General features: G+C 64.5%; 15 protein-coding genes. 9 read left to right on the top strand and 6 right to left on the bottom strand.

Translation table 11 applies throughout. The features are described from left to right. Positions 1–65 precede the first annotated feature (65 nt). The 3 genes from ACTJKX_RS04895 to ACTJKX_RS04885 all read right to left on the bottom strand — a co-directional run bounded on the left by ACTJKX_RS04895 (position 66) and on the right by ACTJKX_RS04885 (position 4,192). Positions 66–1,043 carry an Ldh family oxidoreductase gene (locus ACTJKX_RS04895; protein WP_311934814.1) on the bottom strand — a complete coding sequence of 326 codons (978 nt, stop codon included), beginning with the start codon at positions 1,041–1,043 and terminating at the stop codon, positions 66–68. A 108-nt stretch (positions 1,044–1,151) separates the two neighbouring features. Then, positions 1,152–2,447, bottom strand: coding sequence for an MFS transporter (locus ACTJKX_RS04890; RefSeq protein WP_440724552.1), 1,296 nt, complete (start codon positions 2,445–2,447; stop codon positions 1,152–1,154). A gap of 215 nt (positions 2,448–2,662) precedes the next feature. Beyond that, positions 2,663–4,192 carry an ABC-F family ATP-binding cassette domain-containing protein gene (locus ACTJKX_RS04885; RefSeq protein WP_440724551.1) on the bottom strand — a complete coding sequence of 510 codons (1,530 nt, stop codon included), beginning with the start codon at positions 4,190–4,192 and terminating at the stop codon, positions 2,663–2,665. A 391-nt stretch (positions 4,193–4,583) separates the two neighbouring features. Here ACTJKX_RS04885 and ACTJKX_RS04880 point away from each other — a divergent pair, with 391 nt between their 5' ends. Continuing rightward, the gene (locus ACTJKX_RS04880) at positions 4,584–5,531 is read left to right on the top strand and encodes an aspartate carbamoyltransferase catalytic subunit (protein WP_311934817.1); all 948 of its coding nucleotides are present in this window, start codon (positions 4,584–4,586) and stop codon (positions 5,529–5,531) included. 13 nt (positions 5,532–5,544) lie between these two features. Continuing rightward, on the top strand, positions 5,545–6,843 hold the full coding sequence (locus tag ACTJKX_RS04875) for a dihydroorotase (RefSeq protein ID WP_440724550.1): 1,299 nt from the start codon (positions 5,545–5,547) through the stop codon (positions 6,841–6,843). A gap of 99 nt (positions 6,844–6,942) precedes the next feature. On the opposite strand, the gene ACTJKX_RS04870 is transcribed toward ACTJKX_RS04875, so the two are convergent. Continuing rightward, a complete protein-coding gene (locus ACTJKX_RS04870; protein WP_394308803.1) occupies positions 6,943–7,380 on the bottom strand; it encodes a hypothetical protein in 438 nt (145 codons plus the stop codon). A gap of 253 nt (positions 7,381–7,633) precedes the next feature. Between ACTJKX_RS04870 and plsY the strand changes: the two genes are divergently transcribed. The 4 genes from plsY (at position 7,634) to ACTJKX_RS04850 (ending at position 13,154) form a co-directional block, all read left to right on the top strand. Further along, entirely contained in the window at positions 7,634–8,239 is a 606-nt protein-coding gene (gene plsY / locus ACTJKX_RS04865) for a glycerol-3-phosphate 1-O-acyltransferase PlsY (protein WP_311934820.1), read from the top strand. Continuing rightward, positions 8,236–9,378, top strand: a complete 1,143-nt coding sequence (dprA, locus tag ACTJKX_RS04860) for a DNA-processing protein DprA (protein ID WP_440724549.1) — start codon at positions 8,236–8,238, stop codon at positions 9,376–9,378. Before plsY ends, dprA begins: the two co-directional genes overlap by 4 nt. A 262-nt stretch (positions 9,379–9,640) precedes the next feature. Then, positions 9,641–12,298, top strand: a complete 2,658-nt coding sequence (gene topA / locus ACTJKX_RS04855; RefSeq protein WP_440724548.1) for a type I DNA topoisomerase — start codon at positions 9,641–9,643, stop codon at positions 12,296–12,298. A gap of 97 nt (positions 12,299–12,395) precedes the next feature. Then, positions 12,396–13,154 carry a DUF2259 domain-containing protein gene (locus ACTJKX_RS04850; protein WP_440724547.1) on the top strand — a complete coding sequence of 253 codons (759 nt, stop codon included), beginning with the start codon at positions 12,396–12,398 and terminating at the stop codon, positions 13,152–13,154. Between the two features lie 15 nt (positions 13,155–13,169). Here ACTJKX_RS04850 and ACTJKX_RS04845 read toward each other — a convergent pair whose 3' ends face one another. Together ACTJKX_RS04845 and ACTJKX_RS04840 are read right to left on the bottom strand one after the other, a co-directional pair. Next, positions 13,170–13,574, bottom strand: coding sequence for a thiol-disulfide oxidoreductase DCC family protein (locus tag ACTJKX_RS04845; protein ID WP_311934824.1), 405 nt, complete (start codon positions 13,572–13,574; stop codon positions 13,170–13,172). Next, positions 13,564–14,421 carry a 5'-nucleotidase, lipoprotein e(P4) family gene (locus ACTJKX_RS04840; RefSeq protein WP_440724546.1) on the bottom strand — a complete coding sequence of 286 codons (858 nt, stop codon included), beginning with the start codon at positions 14,419–14,421 and terminating at the stop codon, positions 13,564–13,566. The genes ACTJKX_RS04845 and ACTJKX_RS04840 overlap by 11 nt, the downstream gene beginning before the upstream one ends. A 490-nt stretch (positions 14,422–14,911) precedes the next feature. On the opposite strand from ACTJKX_RS04840, the gene rnr reads away from it, so the two are divergent. Genes rnr through ACTJKX_RS04825 form a run of 3 tightly spaced genes read left to right on the top strand, consistent with a single transcriptional unit; the run spans position 14,912 to position 18,368 of the window. Further along, positions 14,912–17,227 (top strand): ribonuclease R, encoded by a 2,316-nt coding sequence (gene rnr / locus ACTJKX_RS04835; RefSeq protein ID WP_440724545.1) that lies wholly within the window; start codon positions 14,912–14,914, stop codon positions 17,225–17,227. Continuing rightward, positions 17,224–17,631, top strand: coding sequence for a DUF983 domain-containing protein (locus tag ACTJKX_RS04830; RefSeq protein ID WP_311934827.1), 408 nt, complete (start codon positions 17,224–17,226; stop codon positions 17,629–17,631). The genes rnr and ACTJKX_RS04830 overlap by 4 nt, the downstream gene beginning before the upstream one ends. A gap of 23 nt (positions 17,632–17,654) precedes the next feature. Further along, positions 17,655–18,368, top strand: a complete 714-nt coding sequence (locus ACTJKX_RS04825) for an NUDIX hydrolase (protein ID WP_311934828.1) — start codon at positions 17,655–17,657, stop codon at positions 18,366–18,368. The last annotated feature ends 25 nt before the right edge of the window (positions 18,369–18,393 follow it).

Here is an 18,393-nt window from a genome sequence, read left to right as displayed (position 1 = left end):
GATTTTCGAAACCGAATCAAAGATTTGGCGAAAATCGTCAGACGGAGCCGCAACGGCGAGACCGCTCAGCGTCCGTGCCGCTCCAGCGCCTCGATCACAGCCTTGGGAATTTCGATAGTGTCCTCGGCACGCTTGCGGCCGGGGATATGCACGCCTTTGCCGGACAGCCTTTCCAACTGCTTCTTCAGGCGATCGGCAAAGTCCGGCTCCAGGAGATCAGGCTTCAGAGCGAGGACGAACAGGCCCGTGCCCGGGCTCTTCTCGCCGGTCATGAAACGCGGGGCGTCGAGCGACCAGTTCGCCCCGCTGATGCCGGCTGCCAGCACCTCCACCATCAGCGCGATATTGCCGCCTCGCGCGCCCCCAAAAGCCAGGAGCGCTCCCTTGACGGCCTCGCTCGCATCGGTCGTCGGCTGCCCCTGTGCATCGACCGCCCAGCCCTCGGGAATGGCCTCGCCCTTCTCGGCGGCCTTCCGGACGGTGACGAAGGCCGTGGCGCTGGAGGCCTGGTCGATCACCAAAGGCGGCCCGCCTGCGACAGGTGCCGCGAACGCCAGCGGATTGGTGCAGTACACCGCCTCGCTGCCCAATGCGGCCGCCATCAGGGCCGGGCCATTCGACGCGGCGATGGCCACCAATCCCTGTTCGGCCAGGCGGCGCACATAATAGCCGAGCTCGCCAGTGGTATAGCTGTTGCGCTGGGCGAAGACCGCCAGGCCATAGCGGCCGGCCCGGCTGCATAACTCCCGATAGGCCCTGTCGAAGCCGAGCTGGGCGATGCCGCCCTTCGCATCCGAGCGGATGACGGCCAAGGCCGGATCGTCGAACTCCGGCTCCACATTGGTGGCGATCCGCCCCGAGGTAAAGCCGGCCAGATAATCGCGCAGATGCGCAAGGCCCACCGAGGGGCGCGCGGCCCATTCGGCAGCGACGATGGCATCGGCGAGCGACCTTGCAATCACCTCACTGGCACCCGCCCCCCGGCAGGCGCCATGGGCGAGTGTCCAGGCGGCCTCTCGCCCCAATCTCACGACATCCGACATTTGCGACAATCATCCCCCGAAGCGTTCCGCGATCTGCCGGAATACACAGGGCCTTATCCAACAAAAGGTTAGAGAAAACCAGCTTTCAGGCATGAAGGCCCGGTTGTTCTAGAACGCCGAAGCCGGATCCGGCCGGCTGCTCGCCAGCTTCGTGCGATAGATGAGCAGCGCCGCGATCAATCCGCAAGCAGCCGCCACCGAGAGCCACAGCCCCGGAGCCGCCTTGTTCTGCAGCAGGGAGATCAGCCAGGTGGAGATCGCCAGCGAAAAACCGCCGAGCGCCGTGGCGAGGCTGTAGGCCAGGGAGAAACCGGTGGTGCGGACATGGGCCGGCACGATCTCGGTCAAGGCCACCACCATAGCGCCGTTATAGCTGCCATAGAGGAAGGAAAACCACAGCTCGACCTCCAGCATGCGCACAAAGCTCGGCGCGCTGACCAGCCAGGAAAGCGCGGGATAGGCGGTCACCAGCATCAGGAAGGAAAAGATCGCCAGGATGGGAAAGCGCCCGACCCGATCCGACAACGCGCCCATCACCGGCAGCCAGATAAAATTGGAGATGCCGACGCACAGAGTGACCACGAGGGCATCGGACTCGGAGAGCTTGAGCACGCTCTTGCCAAAAGTCGGCGTGTAGACGGTGATGAGATAGAAGGAGACGGTGGTCATCAGCACCAGCATTACGCCGAGCAGCACGACCTGCCAGTTCTGCAGGAGCGAGGACACGGCCTGCTGTAGGGTCGGGCGGACCTGGCGCGCCTCGAACTCGGCCGTCTCTTCCAGGCTCCGGCGCAGGAAGAACAGCAGCGGCACGATCATGCAGCCGATGAAGAAGGGTATACGCCAGGCCCAATCGCTGATGGTCTCCGGCACGAACAGGTGATTGAGCGCATAGCCGATCAGGGCCGAGACGACGATGGCGACCTGCTGGCTGCCCGATTGCCAGGAGACATAGAAGCCCTTGTTGCCTGGAGTCGCCATCTCCGCGAGGTAGACGGAGACGCCGCCCAGTTCAACGCCCGCCGAAAACCCCTGCAGCAACCGTCCGACCAGCACCAGGATCGGGGCCAGCACGCCGATGGTCTGATAGCCCGGCATCATGGCGATCAGCACGGTGCCCATCGCCATGATGCCGAGCGTGACGATCAGCCCCTGCCGCCGGCCGATGCGATCGATATAGGCACCCAGGAACAGCGCGCCGAGCGGCCGCATCAGGAAACCGGCCCCGAAGGTCATGAAGGCTTGCAGAAGAGACGTCGTTTCGTTCTGGGAGGGAAAGAAGGCCTGGGAAATCTGGGTAGCGTAGAACCCGAACAGAAAGAAATCGAACATTTCGAGGAAGTTGCCGCTGGTGACCCTGAGTACGGTTCCCGCTTTCGACTGACCTGCCGCCGCGCCTGCCATGAGCGTTCTCCCCCGTTGTTCTTGTTCGGCGCCCCCCGGCACGGGCATTAAGAGCCAGCTCCCGTGCCCGGACAAGGGAAATATTCCAACCTCCGGAGGGGAAAGGCCCTTTCGAAACATGGGAAAGGGCCCATCCAAAAAACACGGCAATGCCGGGTATCCTGCCCGTTCTCCCGATCGTGCGCATGGCCAGACAAGAGAGCCGACCTGAAGAATCAGCCTCCCATTTGGCTGGCAGAGGCGAAGAATGCCTCCGGTCCGTCCACCTCGATGAGTTTCCGGCCCTCGATCAGCCAGAAGCGGCTGCCGACGGCCCGCACGAAGCTCCTGTCATGCGAGACCAGCAGGCAGCTGACATTGGGGCGCAGCAATTCCCCTTCCAGCGCCTCCTGGCCCTCAATGTCGAGATGATTGGTCGGCTCGTCGAGGAGATAGAAGTTCGGTTCGGCCAGGCGCAGCATCAACAGGCCCAAGCGCGCCTTCTGGCCGCCGGAAAGCTGGCCGATCGGGCGGGCCTGCTTTTCGATGGCGATGCCGGCCCCGGCCAGCAGCGAGCGCGCCCGCTGGTCACCGACCTCGAAGCGATGGGTCAGGGCGTGGTGTGGCGTCTGCCCGTCGTCGAGATCGGCCAAAGCCTGATCGCCATAGCCCAGGACCAGCGCGGGCGTTGCCTTGATGCCCTCCACGCTGGCATCAGGCTGTGCAATGGCACGGCGCAGCAAGGCGATGAGGCGGCTCTTGCCCGCGCCGTTCCGGCCGAGCAGGACGATACGATCGCCCTGGCAGATGAAGCGCCGGCCGGTCCGGAACAGCAGCGTGCCATCCGGGATCGTCACGGCAGCATCCTCCAGCGTGACCAGCACCTTGGCATGCGTGCCCTGGCTGGCGAGGCGAACCGCACCTGCCGAGCGCTCCTGATGGGCCGGCTTTGCCGCTTCCTCCAGGCGCTCGGCCCGCTCCTTCAGCTGCTTGGTCTTGACCACCAGAAGGTCGCTGCCGGAATTGATGCCGATATTGTTCAGCTTCGCCGCCTGCTTGCGCAATTGCTGGGCCGCCTTGATGTCGCGCTGATAGCGTCGTTCCTCGGCAGCGTCGGCGTCCTCCAGCGCAGCCCGCGCCCTGGAATAGGCCAGGGGGAAGAGCTGCGAGCGTTCCGGACGCAGGAACAGCGTGCGGTTGGTGGTCGCATCGAGGAAGGCGCGGTCATGGCTCGCCACCAGCACCGGCACGTCGCGGGGCAAGGCGTTGAGCCAGTCTTCCAGCAGGGCGATCTTGGCAAGGTCGAGATGGTTGGTCGGCTCGTCGAGCAGCAGCAGATCGGGCTCGCTGACCCAGACCCTGGCCAGCATGGCGAGCCTCAACCAGCCGCCGCTCAACTGCCCGAGTGCCCGCTGGCGCAGGTCGTCCGGCACCTGCAGCGAATCGAGGGTGACGTCGACCCGCCAGGCTTCGCTGGCCTGCGTCTCTTCGGGCAACGCCGCGAGGACGGCGTCGTAAAAGGGGATTTCGAGGAGCGCAGGCGGCACCTGCTGTTCGACGTGGCCGACCGTCAGGCCGCGCGACCTCGTGATGTCGCCCTCCCCGGCCTCTATCGTGCCGGCGATGCAGCGCAGCAAAGTGGACTTGCCGCGGCCATTGGCGGCCACCAGGCCGATACGGTCGCCGGCATTGATGCTGAGGTTGAGTTGAGAAAACAGCGGTGCGCTCAGCGTCACGCCGAGATTGCGCAGGGTAATCAGGCTCATGGGTCTATTCTCTGGTCCGGACCGGCGAACGCGGCATCCCGGGCACGCAGCCATCGGGAAATGCAGGCGAAGGCACGGCGTTTGACGATGTGCGGGTGCGCATGCGAGCGCATCCTGCACGGCCACGAAGGGCGGACCAGCAAGGGGAGATACGACCTCTGGTCAGCCCTGCAAACGCGTCTGCAGGGCCTGAACTGGGCCACGCTGGCGATGATGATCGCAGCGAATAATCATGCGCAGCCCTCCTTTCCGGGTTCGAGTATCGCCTCGCCGATAGCATTGGTCCGAGGGATAGGCAAGGGATCCGGCCCAACGCCCGCGGTGGAAAAACGGGCAAGGCGCATCTCCTGCCTTGCTGCCGTCACCTGTGAGGCCTATGAAGTCGGCTTTGATGACCAAGCCAGCTTCAGCGACATATCCGCACCGCCACCTCCTCGGCATAGAAGGCCTGACGGAGAGCGACATCATCAGCCTGCTCGACGAGGCCGACGAGCACATCGCCTTCAACAGGCAGGTGGAGAAGAAGTCGTCCGCCCTGCGCGGGCGAACCCAGATCAACCTCTTCTTCGAGCCCTCGACACGCACCCAGTCCTCCTTCGAACTGGCGGGCAAGCGCCTCGGCGCCGACGTGATGAACATGTCGGTCGGCTCGTCCTCGGTGAAGAAGGGCGAGACGCTGATCGACACGGCCATCACCCTCAACGCCATGCGGCCCGACGTGATCGTGGTCCGGCACAACCAGGCCGGCGCCGTGCATCTCCTCGCCCGAAAGGTCGATTGCGCCGTGGTCAATGCCGGTGACGGTGCCCACGAGCATCCGACCCAGGCCCTGCTCGATGCTCTGACCATCCGCCGCAACAAGGGGCGAATCGCCGGGCTGACGGTGGCGATCTGCGGCGACATCCTGCATTCGCGCGTCGCCCGCTCCAACATCCTGCTGCTCGCCACGCTCGGGGCCCGGGTCCGGCTGATTGCTCCTTCCACCTTGCTGCCGGCCGGCATCGACCGCTTTGGCGTCGAGATCCACAGGGACATGAAGGAAGGCCTGCGCGATGCCGATATCGTGATGATGCTGCGTCTCCAACGCGAGCGCATGGCCGGCGCTTTCATTCCTTCGATCAAAGAATATTTCCGCTATTTCGGCCTGGACGAAGAAAAACTCAGCCATGCCAAGCCGGATGCGCTGGTGATGCATCCCGGGCCGATGAATCGCGGGGTGGAGATCGACACCGCCGTCGCAGACGGTGCCCAGTCGCTCATCCGCGAGCAGGTGGAAGCGGGCGTCGCCGTCCGCATGGCCGTGCTCGAAGCGCTCGCCCGCAACCTGCCGAATGTCTGAGGGGAATGAAAAGTTGACGAACGCTCGCCCCCTGCTTCTGGCCAATGCCCTGCTGACCGATCCCGCTGCCCGGACCCAGCAGCATGGCGGTCTGCTGATTCGAGACGGCGTCATCGCCGATACCGGGCCTCATCTCACCGCCGGCGCTGTCGGGCAGGACACGGCCGTCCTCGATTGCGAGGGCCAGGTCGTCGCCCCCGGCCTGATCGACATGCGCGCCGTGACGGGCGAACCCGGCGCCGAACATCGCGAGACGCTCGCCACTGCCTCGCAGGCCGCGGCGGCCGGCGGCGTCACCACCATCGTGTGCACGCCGGAAACCCATCCGCCGATCGACGATCCGGCCGTGGTCGATTTCGTGCTGCGCCGCGCCCGCGACACCGCCATTGTGCATGTCCATGCCATGGCGGCGCTGACCAAGGGCCTCGCCGGCCAGGAGATGACCGAAATCGGCCTGCTCGGCGAAGCCGGCGCCCTCGCCTTCACCGATGGCGCGCGCAGCGTGATGAATGCGCGGGTGATGCGACGGACGCTGACCTATGCGCGTGACTTCGATGCCCTCATCATCCATCACACCCAGGACAGGGATTTGGCCGGCGATGGCGTGATGAACGAGGGCGAGTTCGCCAGCCGCCTCGGCCTGCCCGGCATTCCCGCCGAGGCCGAGGCGATGCTGCTGGAACGCGACATGCGCCTGGTCGCCCTGACCGGCGGGCGCTATCACGCCGCCACCGTCACCTGCCGCGCCTCGATCGAAGTGCTGCGCCGAGCCAGGCAGGACGGACTCGACGTCACCGCCTCCACCTCGATCAACCACGTCACCCTCAACGAGAACGACATCGACGGCTTCCGCACCTTCTGCAAGGTGTCACCGCCGTTGCGTCACGAGGACGACCGCATGGCCCTGGTGCAGGCCATCAAGGACGGGCTGGTCGATGCGATCGTCTCCGATCACAATCCGCAGGACGTCGAGACCAAGCGCCAGCCCTTCGCGGAAGCGGCTGACGGCGCCATCGGCCTGGAGACCATGCTCTCGGCCGGCCTGCGCCTGGTGCATGACGGCTCGCTCGACCTGATCGGCCTGCTGCGCGCCCTCTCGACCCGCCCCGCCGAGATCCTGCGCCTGCCCGGCGGCACCCTCGCCAAGGGCGCCAGCGCCGACGTCATCGTCTTCGATCCTGACGTGCCCTTCGTGCTCGACGCCGCCAGGCTGCGTTCGCGCTGCAAGAACTCGCCCTTCGACGGCGCTCGCCTCAGCGGCCTGGTCTCGCGGACCTTCGTCGCCGGCAAGCAGGTGTTCGAGCGAGGCTGAGGGCTCGCGTCCGAAATGGGTAGCTCGTCCTTCCCGGCCGTCTCCTCGCAAGCTCTGCTCGTGAGCGGCTCAGCCGGGGATGACGACCGGCTTCTCGGCCTACTCGTCGAAGGCCTGGTCCAGGGCCTGTTTCTGCGCCGTGCTGGGCCCGCCCAGATAGACCGGCTTGTCGCCGTCGCGGACCTCCGCCCAGGCCTGGCGGCCATCGGCCGTAAACAGGAAGACGCTGCCATATTCGGCACAGGTCACGTTGGTCGGGCAGACCATGGCAACGCGGTGAGGCGAACCATCGACGCTCACCTGCTTGGAACCGAAGGTCATGTAGTCGCCCTTGCGCCTGAGCACATCGGATAGATAGTCGGGAACGGGCGACAATTCCTTCAAAAGGGCACCATAGGCCCCCTTGTAGGGCTGGGTCTTCACCAGCCGGTCCAAGGCAGGAAACTCCTTTTCGACCTGCTCGTTGTAGGTCGGCTGCTGCGCGAGAGCAGCGCCGGCGAGACCGAAAAACAAGGCCGAAGCCACGATAAGACGCATCCAAATCTCCTTCAGCCGGCCGATTCCTACAAATGCGGCATGCCCTTGTGTCATACAGCATTGAACCAGCTCGGCTCACCAGGAAAGCCTTAGCGTGCTCCCGGGTCATCGCAATCCGTCGACCCGACAAAGGCTGAGGAAAACTCCTGCCTTGATCTCCCGCTCCCCATAGGGACAAAAATTTTCGTGGCCGGGCCTTGGCGAGTGGCGATAGTGTGCCGCACGAGCCTTTTCCTCCCGAAGCGAGCTGCCGATGTTTGCCGACCTGACCCTGACGACGACGCTGGCGGCGCTGCTGCTCGGCTATCTGCTCGGGTCGATCCCCTTTGGCCTGATCCTCACCCGCCTGGCAGGATTGGGCGACATCCGCGCCATCGGCTCGGGCAATATCGGCACCACCAATGTCCTGCGCACCGGACGCAAGGACCTGGCAGCCGCCACCTTGATTCTCGACGCCCTCAAGGGCACGGCCGCCGTGCTGCTTGCCCGCCATTTCTGGGGGGATGGGGCTGCGGTCTTTGCAGGGCTAGCCGCTTTCGTCGGCCATCTCTTCCCGATCTGGCTGAAATTCAAGGGCGGCAAGGGAGTCGCGACCTATCTCGGCCTCCTCGCCGCCTTTGCCTGGCCTATCGCCATCTTCTTCGCATTGGTCTGGGTCCTGGTGGCCTTCACCACCCGCTATTCTTCCGCCTCCGCCCTGACCGCCAGCCTGCTGAGCCCGATCGGGCTGCTGCTGATGGGCTATCAGCGTGAAGCTTTGCTCTTTACAGTCCTCTCGGTGGCCCTCTGGGTCATGCACCGCGCCAATATCGGCCGTCTTCTCAACGGCACGGAGAGCCGCATCGGAAAGAAGGCGTGACCTCGCCGGGACCTACCCTCTCGGACGAAGAAAAGCTGGATTGGCTGCGCCTGATCCGCTGTGACGGCATTGGCCCCATCAGCTTCAAGGGTCTCCTGGAAAGCCACGGTTCCGCCCGGGCGGTGATCGAGGCTTTGCCCGACATTGCCAGACGCAGCGGTCGAGCCCTCAAGCTGCCGTCCGATGCCAGCCTCCAGCGCGAATTGCAGGCGATGGCCACCCTTGGTGCCCGCTTCGTGGCGCTGGGCGAAGCCGACTACCCGCTCTCCCTGGCTGCCATCGATTCGGCCCCGCCTCTCCTCGCCGCCTGGGGCTCGCTCATCCCCCTGTCCCGGCCGATGGTCGCCATCGTCGGGGCCCGCAATGCCTCCGCGCTGGGGCGTCGATTCGCGGCTGTCATGGCGGCCGAACTCGCCAATGCCGGTTTCACCGTGGTCTCAGGCCTGGCGCGAGGGATCGACGAAGCGGCCCATAGCGCCACGATAGCAAACGGCACCGTCGCCGTGGTCGGTGGCGGCCTGGGCAACATCTATCCTCCCCAGCACGTGCAGCTCGCGCAGGATATCAGCAAGGCCGGCTGCGTCATCTCCGAGATGCCTTTCGGCTGGGTAGCGACGGCACGCGATTTTCCCAAACGCAACCGCATCGTCTCGGGCCTTTCGCTCGGTGTGGTCATCATCGAAGCCGCTGCCCGCTCCGGCTCCCTCATCACCGCCCGCTTGGCGTTGGAGCAAGGTCGGGAACTAATGGCAGCCCCGGGTTCCCCGCTCGACCCGCGCAACGAAGGCAGCAACAAATTGCTGCGTGAAGGGGCCATCCTGGTCCGGCATGCCGGCGATGTGCTGGAAGCCCTGACACCGTTGGTCGAACGTCCCGCGCCGCCGCCGCGCCGGCCCGTTCAACCTCGCTTCAGTTTCGACGACACCTCACCCGCCTCCCCTTCCACTCCACCAGCCGTCTCGACAGGCGACCCCGACCAGGATCGGCTGATCGCCGCCCTCGGCCCCTCTCCCGTGGCCATGGATGAGTTGGTGCGAGCCTGTGGACTCGATGCCCGACGGGTTCAGCTCGCCTTGCTCGAGCTCGATATGTCGGGACGAATCGAACGGCACGGCAATGGTATGGTGTCGCTGTTATAAGCCGGTCGGTCGAATTGACTTGAGCTCGCCTTTTGCCCATCTTGCCGCCGCCTTGGTGGTCGCAACACCACCTAATCTGACAAATGCGCCAGTTTGCAATTTTCGGATTTACCCTTATCTGGCAGTTAGTCGACGGTTCCAGGACGCCTATTCGCGCCGAAAAGCCGGACGGCCTGCTCGTTTCCATGCCCTGTTTGGCCGGCCACCGAGGTGAGCTCCTGGCAGGGGAGATTTCGTTTTCCGCGTATTGAACGGCCCGCCCATGCCTGTCGTCATCGTTGAGTCGCCTGCCAAAGCACAGACGATCAACAAATATCTCGGTTCCAACTACCAGGTGATCGCCTCCTATGGTCACGTGCGCGACCTGCCGGCCAAGGATGGTTCGGTGGAGCCCGACGCCGATTTCGCCATGGTGTGGGAGAACGACGCCAAGGCCGGCAAGCGCCTCAGCGACATCGCCAAGGCGGTGAAGGAGAGCGACAAGCTCATCCTGGCAACCGACCCTGATCGCGAGGGCGAGGCGATCTCCTGGCATGTGCTGGAGATCCTGCGCCAGAAGCGCGCCATCAAGGATATCCCGGTCGAACGCGTGACCTTCAACGCCATCACCAAGGACGCTGTCCTGAAGGCGATGAAGGCGCCGCGCGAGATCGACGAAGGCCTGGTCGACGCCTATCTCGCCCGCCGTGCCCTCGACTATCTCGTCGGTTTCCGCCTGTCGCCGGTGCTCTGGCGCAAGCTGCCGGGCGCCCGCTCGGCCGGCCGTGTCCAATCGGTGGCCCTGCGCCTGGTCTGCGACCGGGAACTCGAGATCGAGCGCTTCGTCGCCCGCGAATACTGGTCCCTCGTCGCTACCCTGGCTACGCCGCGCGGCGATCTGTTCGAAGCGCGCCTCGTCGGCGCCGACGGCCAGAAGATCCAGCGCCTCGACGTTGGTACCGAAAAGGAAGCTCTCGCCTTCCGTGACGCCCTCGACCGGGGCCGTTACGTCGTCGCCAGCGTCGAGGCCAAGCCTGCCCGGCGCAATCCCTTCCCGCCTTTCACCACGTCGACGCTGCAGCAGGAAGCCAGCCGCAAGCTCGGCCTATCGCCCAACCGCACCATGCAGATCGCCCAGCGTCTCTATGAGGGTGTGAATCTCAATGGTGAGCAGGTCGGCCTGATCACTTATATGCGTACCGACGGTGTCGACATGGCACCGGAAGCAGTCACCGCCGTGCGCAGCATGATCGGCAAGAGCTATGCGCCCGGCTATCTGCCGGAAACGCCGCGCCGTTACATCACCAAGGCCAAGAACGCCCAGGAAGCCCATGAGGCGATCCGGCCGACCGATCCTTTCCGTACACCCAAGGACGTCACCCGTTTCCTCGACAACGAGCAGGCCCGGCTCTATGAACTGATCTGGAAGCGTACGGTCGCCAGCCAGATGGCGTCGGCGGAACTCGAGCGCACCACGGTCGACATCCTGGTCGAAGCAGGCGGACGCAAGCTCGATCTGCGCGCGACCGGCCAGGTCGTGAAGTTCGACGGCTTCCTGACCCTCTATAATGAAGACCGCGACGACGATGGCGACGAGGAGGACGGCAAGCGCCTGCCCGCCATGGCGTCCGGGGAAACGCTGGAAAAGAAGGCGATCGCCGCCACCCAGCACTTCACCGAGCCGCCGCCGCGCTACAGCGAGGCCACGCTGATCAAGCGCATGGAAGAGCTCGGCATCGGGCGTCCCTCGACCTATGCGGCCACGCTCGCTACTTTGCGCGACCGCGACTACGTCTCGGTCGACAAGAAGCGCCTGAAGGCCGAGGACAAGGGCCGCATCGTCACCGCTTTCCTCGAAAGCTTCTTTGCCCGCTATGTCGAATATGACTTCACCGCGGCCCTGGAGGAGAAGCTCGACCGCATCTCCAACCACGAGCTCGATTGGAAGGAAGTGCTGCGCGACTTCTGGCGCGATTTCTCGTCGGCCATCGACGGCACCAAGGAATTGCGCACAACGCAGGTCATCGACGCCCTCAACGACCTGCTTGCGCCGCATATTTTCCCCGACCGGGGCGACGGTTCTAATCCCCGCCAATGCACGGTGTGCGGCACCGGCACGCTCTCGCTCAAGTTGACCAGGCAAGGGCGGGCGTTCATCGGCTGCTCCAATTATCCGGAATGCCACTACACCCGCAATTTCTCCGCCGGTGCCGGACAGAATGGCGACGCGGAAGGTGGCGGCGAAGCCGGAACGCGCAAGCTTGGCACGGATCCCGAGAGCGGCCTCGACGTCACCCTCCGCGATGGGCGTTTCGGTCCCTATGTCCAGCTCGGCGAAGGCGAGAAGCCCAAGCGCTCCAGCCTGCCCCGCGGCATGAGCGCGGCCAATGTCGATCTCGAACGAGCCCTCTCGCTGCTTTCTTTGCCGAAGGAAGTCGCGGTGCATCCCGAGAGCGGCAAGCCGATCCTGGTGGGCATTGGCCGCTACGGCCCCTATGTCCAGCACGAGAAGACCTACGCCAATCTCGACAAGGATGACGACGTACTGGCCGTCGGCGCCAACCGGGCCATCGCCCTAATCCTCACCAAGGAAAGCGGAGGTTCAGGCCGCCGTTTCGGCGCCGGTGCGCCGGCGGGCCGTCCCCTCGGCGACTATCCCGGTGGCGGCAGCGTCGAGGTCAAGCCCGGCCGCTATGGCGCCTATGTGACCAATGGCAAGGTCAACGCCACCCTGCCCAAAGGCATGGAAGCCGACGCGGTGACCCTGGAGCAGGCCATCGAGCTCATTGCGGCCAAGGGCGGCAAGGCGCCGGCGGCCAAGAAGGCAGCGACCGCCAAAAAGGCGCCGGCCAAGAAAGCCACGGCCACCAAGAAACCCGCTGCCAAGAAGGCAACCAAGGCAATCGTCGATTCCGACGAGGTGCCGTTCGATACCGATTGATCACTGGGCCCAGCTGGAACCCTGTTCCCGCCGGGACTTCCTCAGGGCGCTCCAGGCCTCTAGCCTGCTCTTCTCATGCAGGCTGGAGGCAAGTGTTATGGTTCGTCGCGTTGCAGGGCTGATCGGCGCAGTCCTTCTGAACGGCCTGGCCCTTGCAACCGCCCTCGCCGGTGATGCCGCCACGCCCGACATCATTGGCTTTTCCAAGGACGGTCGCTATTTCGCCTTCGAGGAATACGGCACGCACGATGCCTCGATTCATCCCTACAGCACGATCTCCGTGATCGATCTCGACGCGGGCAAATCCGTGCCCGACGCGCCCTTCACCATCGAGCATGACAAGGAAGGCGCCGAAGACGCCGCCCGCACCGAGGCGCGCAAAAAGGCGGAGCCGCTGCTGGCCAGGCTCGGAATCGGCGAGAAACCGACCCGACAGGCCGTGTATGAGGGCGCACGGCTCTTCGATCCACCACTCCCGGACCAGGCCTACGCCACCATGGCCGCCGAAGCGACGAATCTCAGCATCGGCGATGCTGTTCCCGGAGGGGACGTCACGGTGGACGTCCTGCCCCGCACGATCACCGATGCGGCTTGCGCGGCTCGCGGACGCGACAAGCTCAAGAGCTTTTCACTGGTGCGCACCTTGCCTGAGAACCACAGGGACAATGAAATCGTCTATGTCGACGAGGCTTCCGGGCAAGAGCGCGGCTGTTCCCAGTCCAATGGACTGAATGCGCTTTTCGTCTACAAGCCGGCCAATGCCAAGCCGCGGCTCGTGGCATTGGTGAGCTATTGGCCTCATAACTGGGAGGAACCTGACCGACGCCATCTCGCCATCCCCGTTCCCTTGCCGTGATGGAAGCCAGGTCCGCTACCACCGCCCGTGGCGCTTGTTCCAGGCAAACAGCAAGTCCGCGAAGCGGTCATAGGCGAAGCAGGTCAGCGTGTGAATCCCCGGTGCACCGAGCAGGCCGGCGATCCAGGCCTGTCCCGGCGTGCGCCGCCAGATGGCCAGGGCGACGTCGGCGCCGACCAGCAGACGGCCCTCCTCGTCCGTCGCATGCAGGCGTCGCCTGATATCGTCGAGGCTGGCGCCGAAACGCACGAGGGCATCCGGTTCGAGATTGATGTCCAGAAACTCGATGCGTCCGGCCTTGACCGCTTCCACGAGCCGGTTGCGTTGATGCCGGATGCCGGCATCGCAGACCGGGCATCTGGTGTTGTACCAGACCGTGAGGGGACGGGCGCCGCCGGCTTTTACAATCTCACTGGCCATCCCAGCTCTTCAGCGCCTCGATCTTGAGCTTGCGCTGCTCGTCGGCCGAAAGCTCGTAATTGCTCTTGTAGGGCGCGGATTCGAACGAGCCATAGGTCGGATTGGCGATCACGATCCAGTCATGTCCCCAATGGGACGCATTGTCTGCAAAGACCTTGTCGCGCTCTTCCGGCGTTCCCTTATAGGCATCGGTGAAGTCCCCGAGATTATCGCCAACCAGCAGCAGGATACGATAATCCCTGGCAATCACGGCCCGCCTTGTGCCCTTGGCCGACTTCCAGTCCGGCTGCTCCTTGGCGCTGAGGAAGGTGTCGACATTGCCGCCATCGGGGAAGCCGAGCTTCGTCATCAACTGCACTGTCGGTTCTTCCTCCTCCTTTGTGCGGTTGGTGACGTAGAAGACTTTCACCCCCTTCGAGGCCGCATATTGGGTGAATTCAACCGCGCCAGGGATGACGGTATCGACTTGCGCCTTGACATATTTCGTCCAGGTCTCCGGCGTGAACCGTGTCCCCGCCTTGACGTTCCAGGCCTGGTAGTTGGAGGTGTTCAGCAAGGTGTCGTCGACATCGAGGACGATCGCCGGCGGATGATCCTTGAAATCGCCGGTCTGCTCGACGGGCGCGGCCGTCCAGGCGGGGTCGGCCAGGGCCTGGTCGAGCCTGATCTTCGCCAGGGCGAACATGGCCGTCGCATTGGCCTTGGCTTCCACGGCGGTCTGGTCCCACAGCACGGCATTGAGATTGTCGTCGGGCTTGGTGCTGTCCTGCGCCTGGGCCGGAGCAGGTATGCCCGAAGCCGCGACAAGCGTCGATGAGAGGTAAAGTCCGATCAGTGCACCACGCATACCGTACTCCCGGTTTGGACCCGCAAAACAGAAACGATATCATCGCTCCTCGGTGGGTCAACGCGGCATGTTCTCGAGGACACGCGGCTAGAATGCTGCAGCGCAGCATTTTCGTTGACAAACCAAGCATGGGGACTTATATGGCCCCATGTCCGGTTCGATCGAACCGTCCCTCCGTCCGCCAGTGCCTGTGGATCGCTCGAGGGTTTTGGACAGTCTGTCCCGGCACGTTGAGTTTCCTGCCGTTCCGCGTTTTGCCAAACATGGCTCTGCCGCGCTGTGGGATCCATCCGGATCGCCGCGCAGAGCGCTTCGACAATCTCTTCCTTCGACAGACAGAGCTGCCAATCGCGCAGGACGTTGCGGAAATGCGCGATGTCCACGATTGGCTTCGACAAATACCCCATGCGTTGGTCTATGATGACACCGGATCCACTGCCCGCTTTCCCTGGGCATGCCGGGCCGCCAACGCCAATTCGGAATAATTTCTGTGGTTCGTAAAAACAAACAAGCCGAGGCATTGGAACCCGCCCTGCCCAGCCGCGAAGACATTCTCGCATTCATTGCCCGCTCGCATGGCCGCGCCGGCAAACGGGAGATCGCCCGTGAATTCGGCCTGGGCGGGGCCGAAAAGATCGCCCTCAAACATCTGCTCAACGAATTTGCCGACGAAGGAGCGGTGCAGCGCAGCCGCAAGGGCTTCAATGCCCCCGGCGCCCTGCCCTCCTCCCTCGTCGCCGACATCACCGGCCGTGACCGTGACGGGGAACTCATCGCCACTCCCGCTGAATGGAACGAGGACAACGGCAAGCCGCCGCGCATCGTGGTGACCATTCCCAAGCGCTTCGGCGGGGCCGCTCCCGGTGTGGGGTCGCGGGTTCTCCTGCGCATGGCCGACGGCGGCTCGGATCATCAGCCGACCGGGCGGGTGATCAAGGTGCTGGAACGGTTGCGCCAGCGCATTCTCGGTGTCTTCCGTCGCCTTCCCAATGGCGAAGGCCAGATCGTGCCGATCGAAAAACGCAATGCGGGCCGCGAGATGCTCGTTCGTCCCGACGATGCCGCAAAGGCGGAAGATGGCGAACTCGTCGCCATCGAGCCCCTGCGTGGCCCTCGCCACGGCCCGCCCATGGCGCGCATCGTCGAGCGGGTCGGCAAGGTCGGCAGCGAGAAGGCGATCAGCCTGATCGCCATCCATGCCCATGACATTCCCTATGTCTTCCGCAAGGACACGCTGGAGGAGGCAGAGGCGGCCAAGCCGGCGACGATGTCCGGTCGCGAAGACTGGCGGCGCCTGCCGCTGATCACCATCGACCCGGCCGATGCCAAGGATCACGACGACGCCGTCCATGCCGAGCCGGATCCCGATCCGGCCAATCCAGGCGGTCATATCCTGACCGTGGCGATCGCCGATGTCGCCGCCTATGTCAGGCCGGATTCGCCCCTCGATCGTGAAGCCTTGATCCGGGGCAATTCGGTGTATTTCCCCGACCGCGTCGTACCGATGCTGCCGGAACGCATCTCCAACGACCTGTGCTCGCTGCGGGCCAACGAGGACAGGCCGGCGCTGGCCGTGCGCATGATCATCGCCGCTGATGGGCGCAAGCTGCGCCACAGCTTCCATCGTGTGATGATGCGCTCGGCCGCCAAGCTCTCCTACCAGCAGGCCCAGCGCGCCATCAACGGCGATACCGACGAAGTCACGGGCCCGTTGCTCGCTCCTGTGCTCCAGCCTTTGTGGGCCGCCTATGCCTGCCTCAGGACGGAGCGTGACAGCCGCGGGCCGCTCGATCTCGATCTGCCGGAGCGCAAGATCCTCTTGAAGCCCAACGGCATGGTCGACCGGGTCGTCGTTCCCGAGCGCCTCGACGCCCACCGGCTGATCGAGGAGTTCATGATCCTTGCCAATGTGGCGGCTGCCGAGACGCTGGAAGCCAAGAAGACGCCGCTGGTCTACCGCGTGCATGACGAGCCTTCGATGGAGAAGATCATCGCCCTGCGCGAGTTCCTCCACACGCTCGACATCCCGCTCTCCAAGCAGGGAGCGCTCAGGCCGAGCCAGTTCAACACCATCTTGGAAAGAGTCGCAGGCACCGATAACGCTCATCTCGTCAACGACGTGGTGCTGCGCTCGCAGAGCCAGGCCGAATATTCAGCCGACAATATCGGGCATTTCGGCCTGAACCTGCGCCGATATGCGCATTTCACCTCGCCGATCCGCCGCTATTCGGACCTGATCGTGCATCGCGCCCTGATCCGGGCCTTGCATCTGGGCGATGACGGCCTGCCGACGGAAATGACGCCTGCCATGCTGAGCGAGATCGCCGGCAGGATCTCGGCCTGCGAGCGACGCGCCATGACGGCCGAGCGCGAGACCATCGACCGCCTGATCGCCCATTTCCTCGCCGATCACGTCGGCGAGATCTTCCAGGGCCGCGTGTCCGGCGTGATCAAGTCGGGCCTGTTCGTCAAGCTCCTCGAAACCGGCGCCGACGGCTTCGTGCCCGCCGCGACGATCGGTCACGACTATTATCGCTTCGAAGAGAACGCGCATCAGCTTATCGGTGCAGCCACGGGTGAATCCTTCCAGCTTGGCGACACGGTGTCGGTGAAGCTGGTGGAGGCGGCGCCCTTTGCCGGTGCGCTGCGCTTCGAGATCGTCTCGGACGGCCAGCGGCGCCGCGCGCCCGGCCGAAAGGTCGGCGTGGTCAAGCGGCCGCGCATCACCGATCGCAAGGGCAATGCGGCCAAACGCAAGGCCAAGGCGCTCAAAGGCAAGCGCGCCGGGAAGGGAAGTCGGCGATGAACGAATATCGGCCCGAGCAGCGCGATGCGGCCCTCGCCATGCGGCGGGGCGCCTTCGGGCGTTGCCCCAATTGCGGCAAGGGCAAGATCTTCACCTCCTATCTCAAGGTCGCTCCTCGCTGCAGTGTCTGCGGGGAGGATCTGTCGCATCACCGTGCCGACGACGCTCCGCCCTATTTCACCATGCTGATCGTCGGCCACATCGTGGTCGCCGGCATCCTCACCTGCGTGATCGAGACGGAGATGCCGCTCTGGTCGCTCGGCGTGATCTTCGGTACGCTGACCATCGTGCTGTCGCTGGTCCTGCTGCCGATGATCAAGGGCGCCATCATCGGGCTGCAATGGGCGAATCGCATGCATGGTTTTTCCGGCAAGCCGGATCCCGATACGCTTTCTCCATACTGAGCCATTTCCTTCTTGCTGAACCGATGTCCGAAATCCCGTCCTCGCCCTCCAAACCCCGTCCCGTCCACCCCCGCGATGCCGCTTCGCTGATCCTGCTCGATCGCACCGGCAAGACGCCGCGCGTCCTGATGGGAAGGCGGCATGCCGGTCATGCCTTCATGCCCGGCGTGATGGTGTTTCCCGGCGGGCGCGTTGAACCGGCCGATCGCAGCATGAGCGCCTATGGCACGCTGGCCGCCCATACCGAACGCGGCTTGCTCACGCGTGTCGTCAGCCCTTCCCCGGCCAAGGCCAGGGCACTGGCCCTGTGCGCGATCCGGGAAACCTTCGAGGAAACCGGCATCCTGCTCGGCGAAAAAGGGCTCGGCGCCCCCGCCACCAGCAGCGAGCACTGGCGCGCCTTTGCCGAACACGAGGTGTTCCCCTCGCCCGAAAGCCTGCATTTCGTCGCCCGCGCCATCACGCCGCCGGCGATGAAGCGCCGATTCGACACGCGCTTCTTCGTGGCCGATGCGAACTCCATCGCGCACCGGACCGAAGGCGTCGTGGGTCCCGACTCGGAGCTGATCGAGACGAAATGGCTCTCCTTCGACGAAGCCCGGGCGGAAGATCTGGTTTGGATCACCCGCACCATTCTCGAGGAAGTCGCCAAGAGACTGGAAATCGGCCTGGAGAAGGATGTCCCCGTGCCCTTCTATCGTGAGCAACGGGGGGTGCGGAGCCGGGAGGAGATATAGGAGAGGCACGAATGGCCATCATGGC

This window comes from Labrys sp. 22185, assembly GCF_052045555.1.
GTDB classification, from domain to species: domain Bacteria; phylum Pseudomonadota; class Alphaproteobacteria; order Rhizobiales; family Labraceae; genus Labrys; species Labrys neptuniae.
This window is presented reverse-complemented; position numbering and strand designations above follow the sequence as displayed.

Coding starts and splice junctions, on each gene's coding strand:
- ACTJKX_RS04895 (WP_311934814.1), bottom strand. CDS start 1,043: ATGTCGGATGTCGTGAGATTGGGGCGAGAGGCCGCCTGGACACTCGCC.
- ACTJKX_RS04890 (WP_440724552.1), bottom strand. CDS start 2,447: ATGGCAGGCGCGGCGGCAGGTCAGTCGAAAGCGGGAACCGTACTCAGG.
- ACTJKX_RS04885 (WP_440724551.1), bottom strand. CDS start 4,192: ATGAGCCTGATTACCCTGCGCAATCTCGGCGTGACGCTGAGCGCACCG.
- ACTJKX_RS04880 (WP_311934817.1), top strand. CDS start 4,584: ATGACCAAGCCAGCTTCAGCGACATATCCGCACCGCCACCTCCTCGGC.
- ACTJKX_RS04870 (WP_394308803.1), bottom strand. CDS start 7,380: ATGCGTCTTATCGTGGCTTCGGCCTTGTTTTTCGGTCTCGCCGGCGCT.
- plsY (WP_311934820.1), top strand. CDS start 7,634: ATGTTTGCCGACCTGACCCTGACGACGACGCTGGCGGCGCTGCTGCTC.
- topA (WP_440724548.1), top strand. CDS start 9,641: ATGCCTGTCGTCATCGTTGAGTCGCCTGCCAAAGCACAGACGATCAAC.
- ACTJKX_RS04850 (WP_440724547.1), top strand. CDS start 12,396: ATGGTTCGTCGCGTTGCAGGGCTGATCGGCGCAGTCCTTCTGAACGGC.
- ACTJKX_RS04845 (WP_311934824.1), bottom strand. CDS start 13,574: ATGGCCAGTGAGATTGTAAAAGCCGGCGGCGCCCGTCCCCTCACGGTC.
- ACTJKX_RS04840 (WP_440724546.1), bottom strand. CDS start 14,421: ATGCGTGGTGCACTGATCGGACTTTACCTCTCATCGACGCTTGTCGCG.
- ACTJKX_RS04830 (WP_311934827.1), top strand. CDS start 17,224: ATGAACGAATATCGGCCCGAGCAGCGCGATGCGGCCCTCGCCATGCGG.
- ACTJKX_RS04825 (WP_311934828.1), top strand. CDS start 17,655: ATGTCCGAAATCCCGTCCTCGCCCTCCAAACCCCGTCCCGTCCACCCC.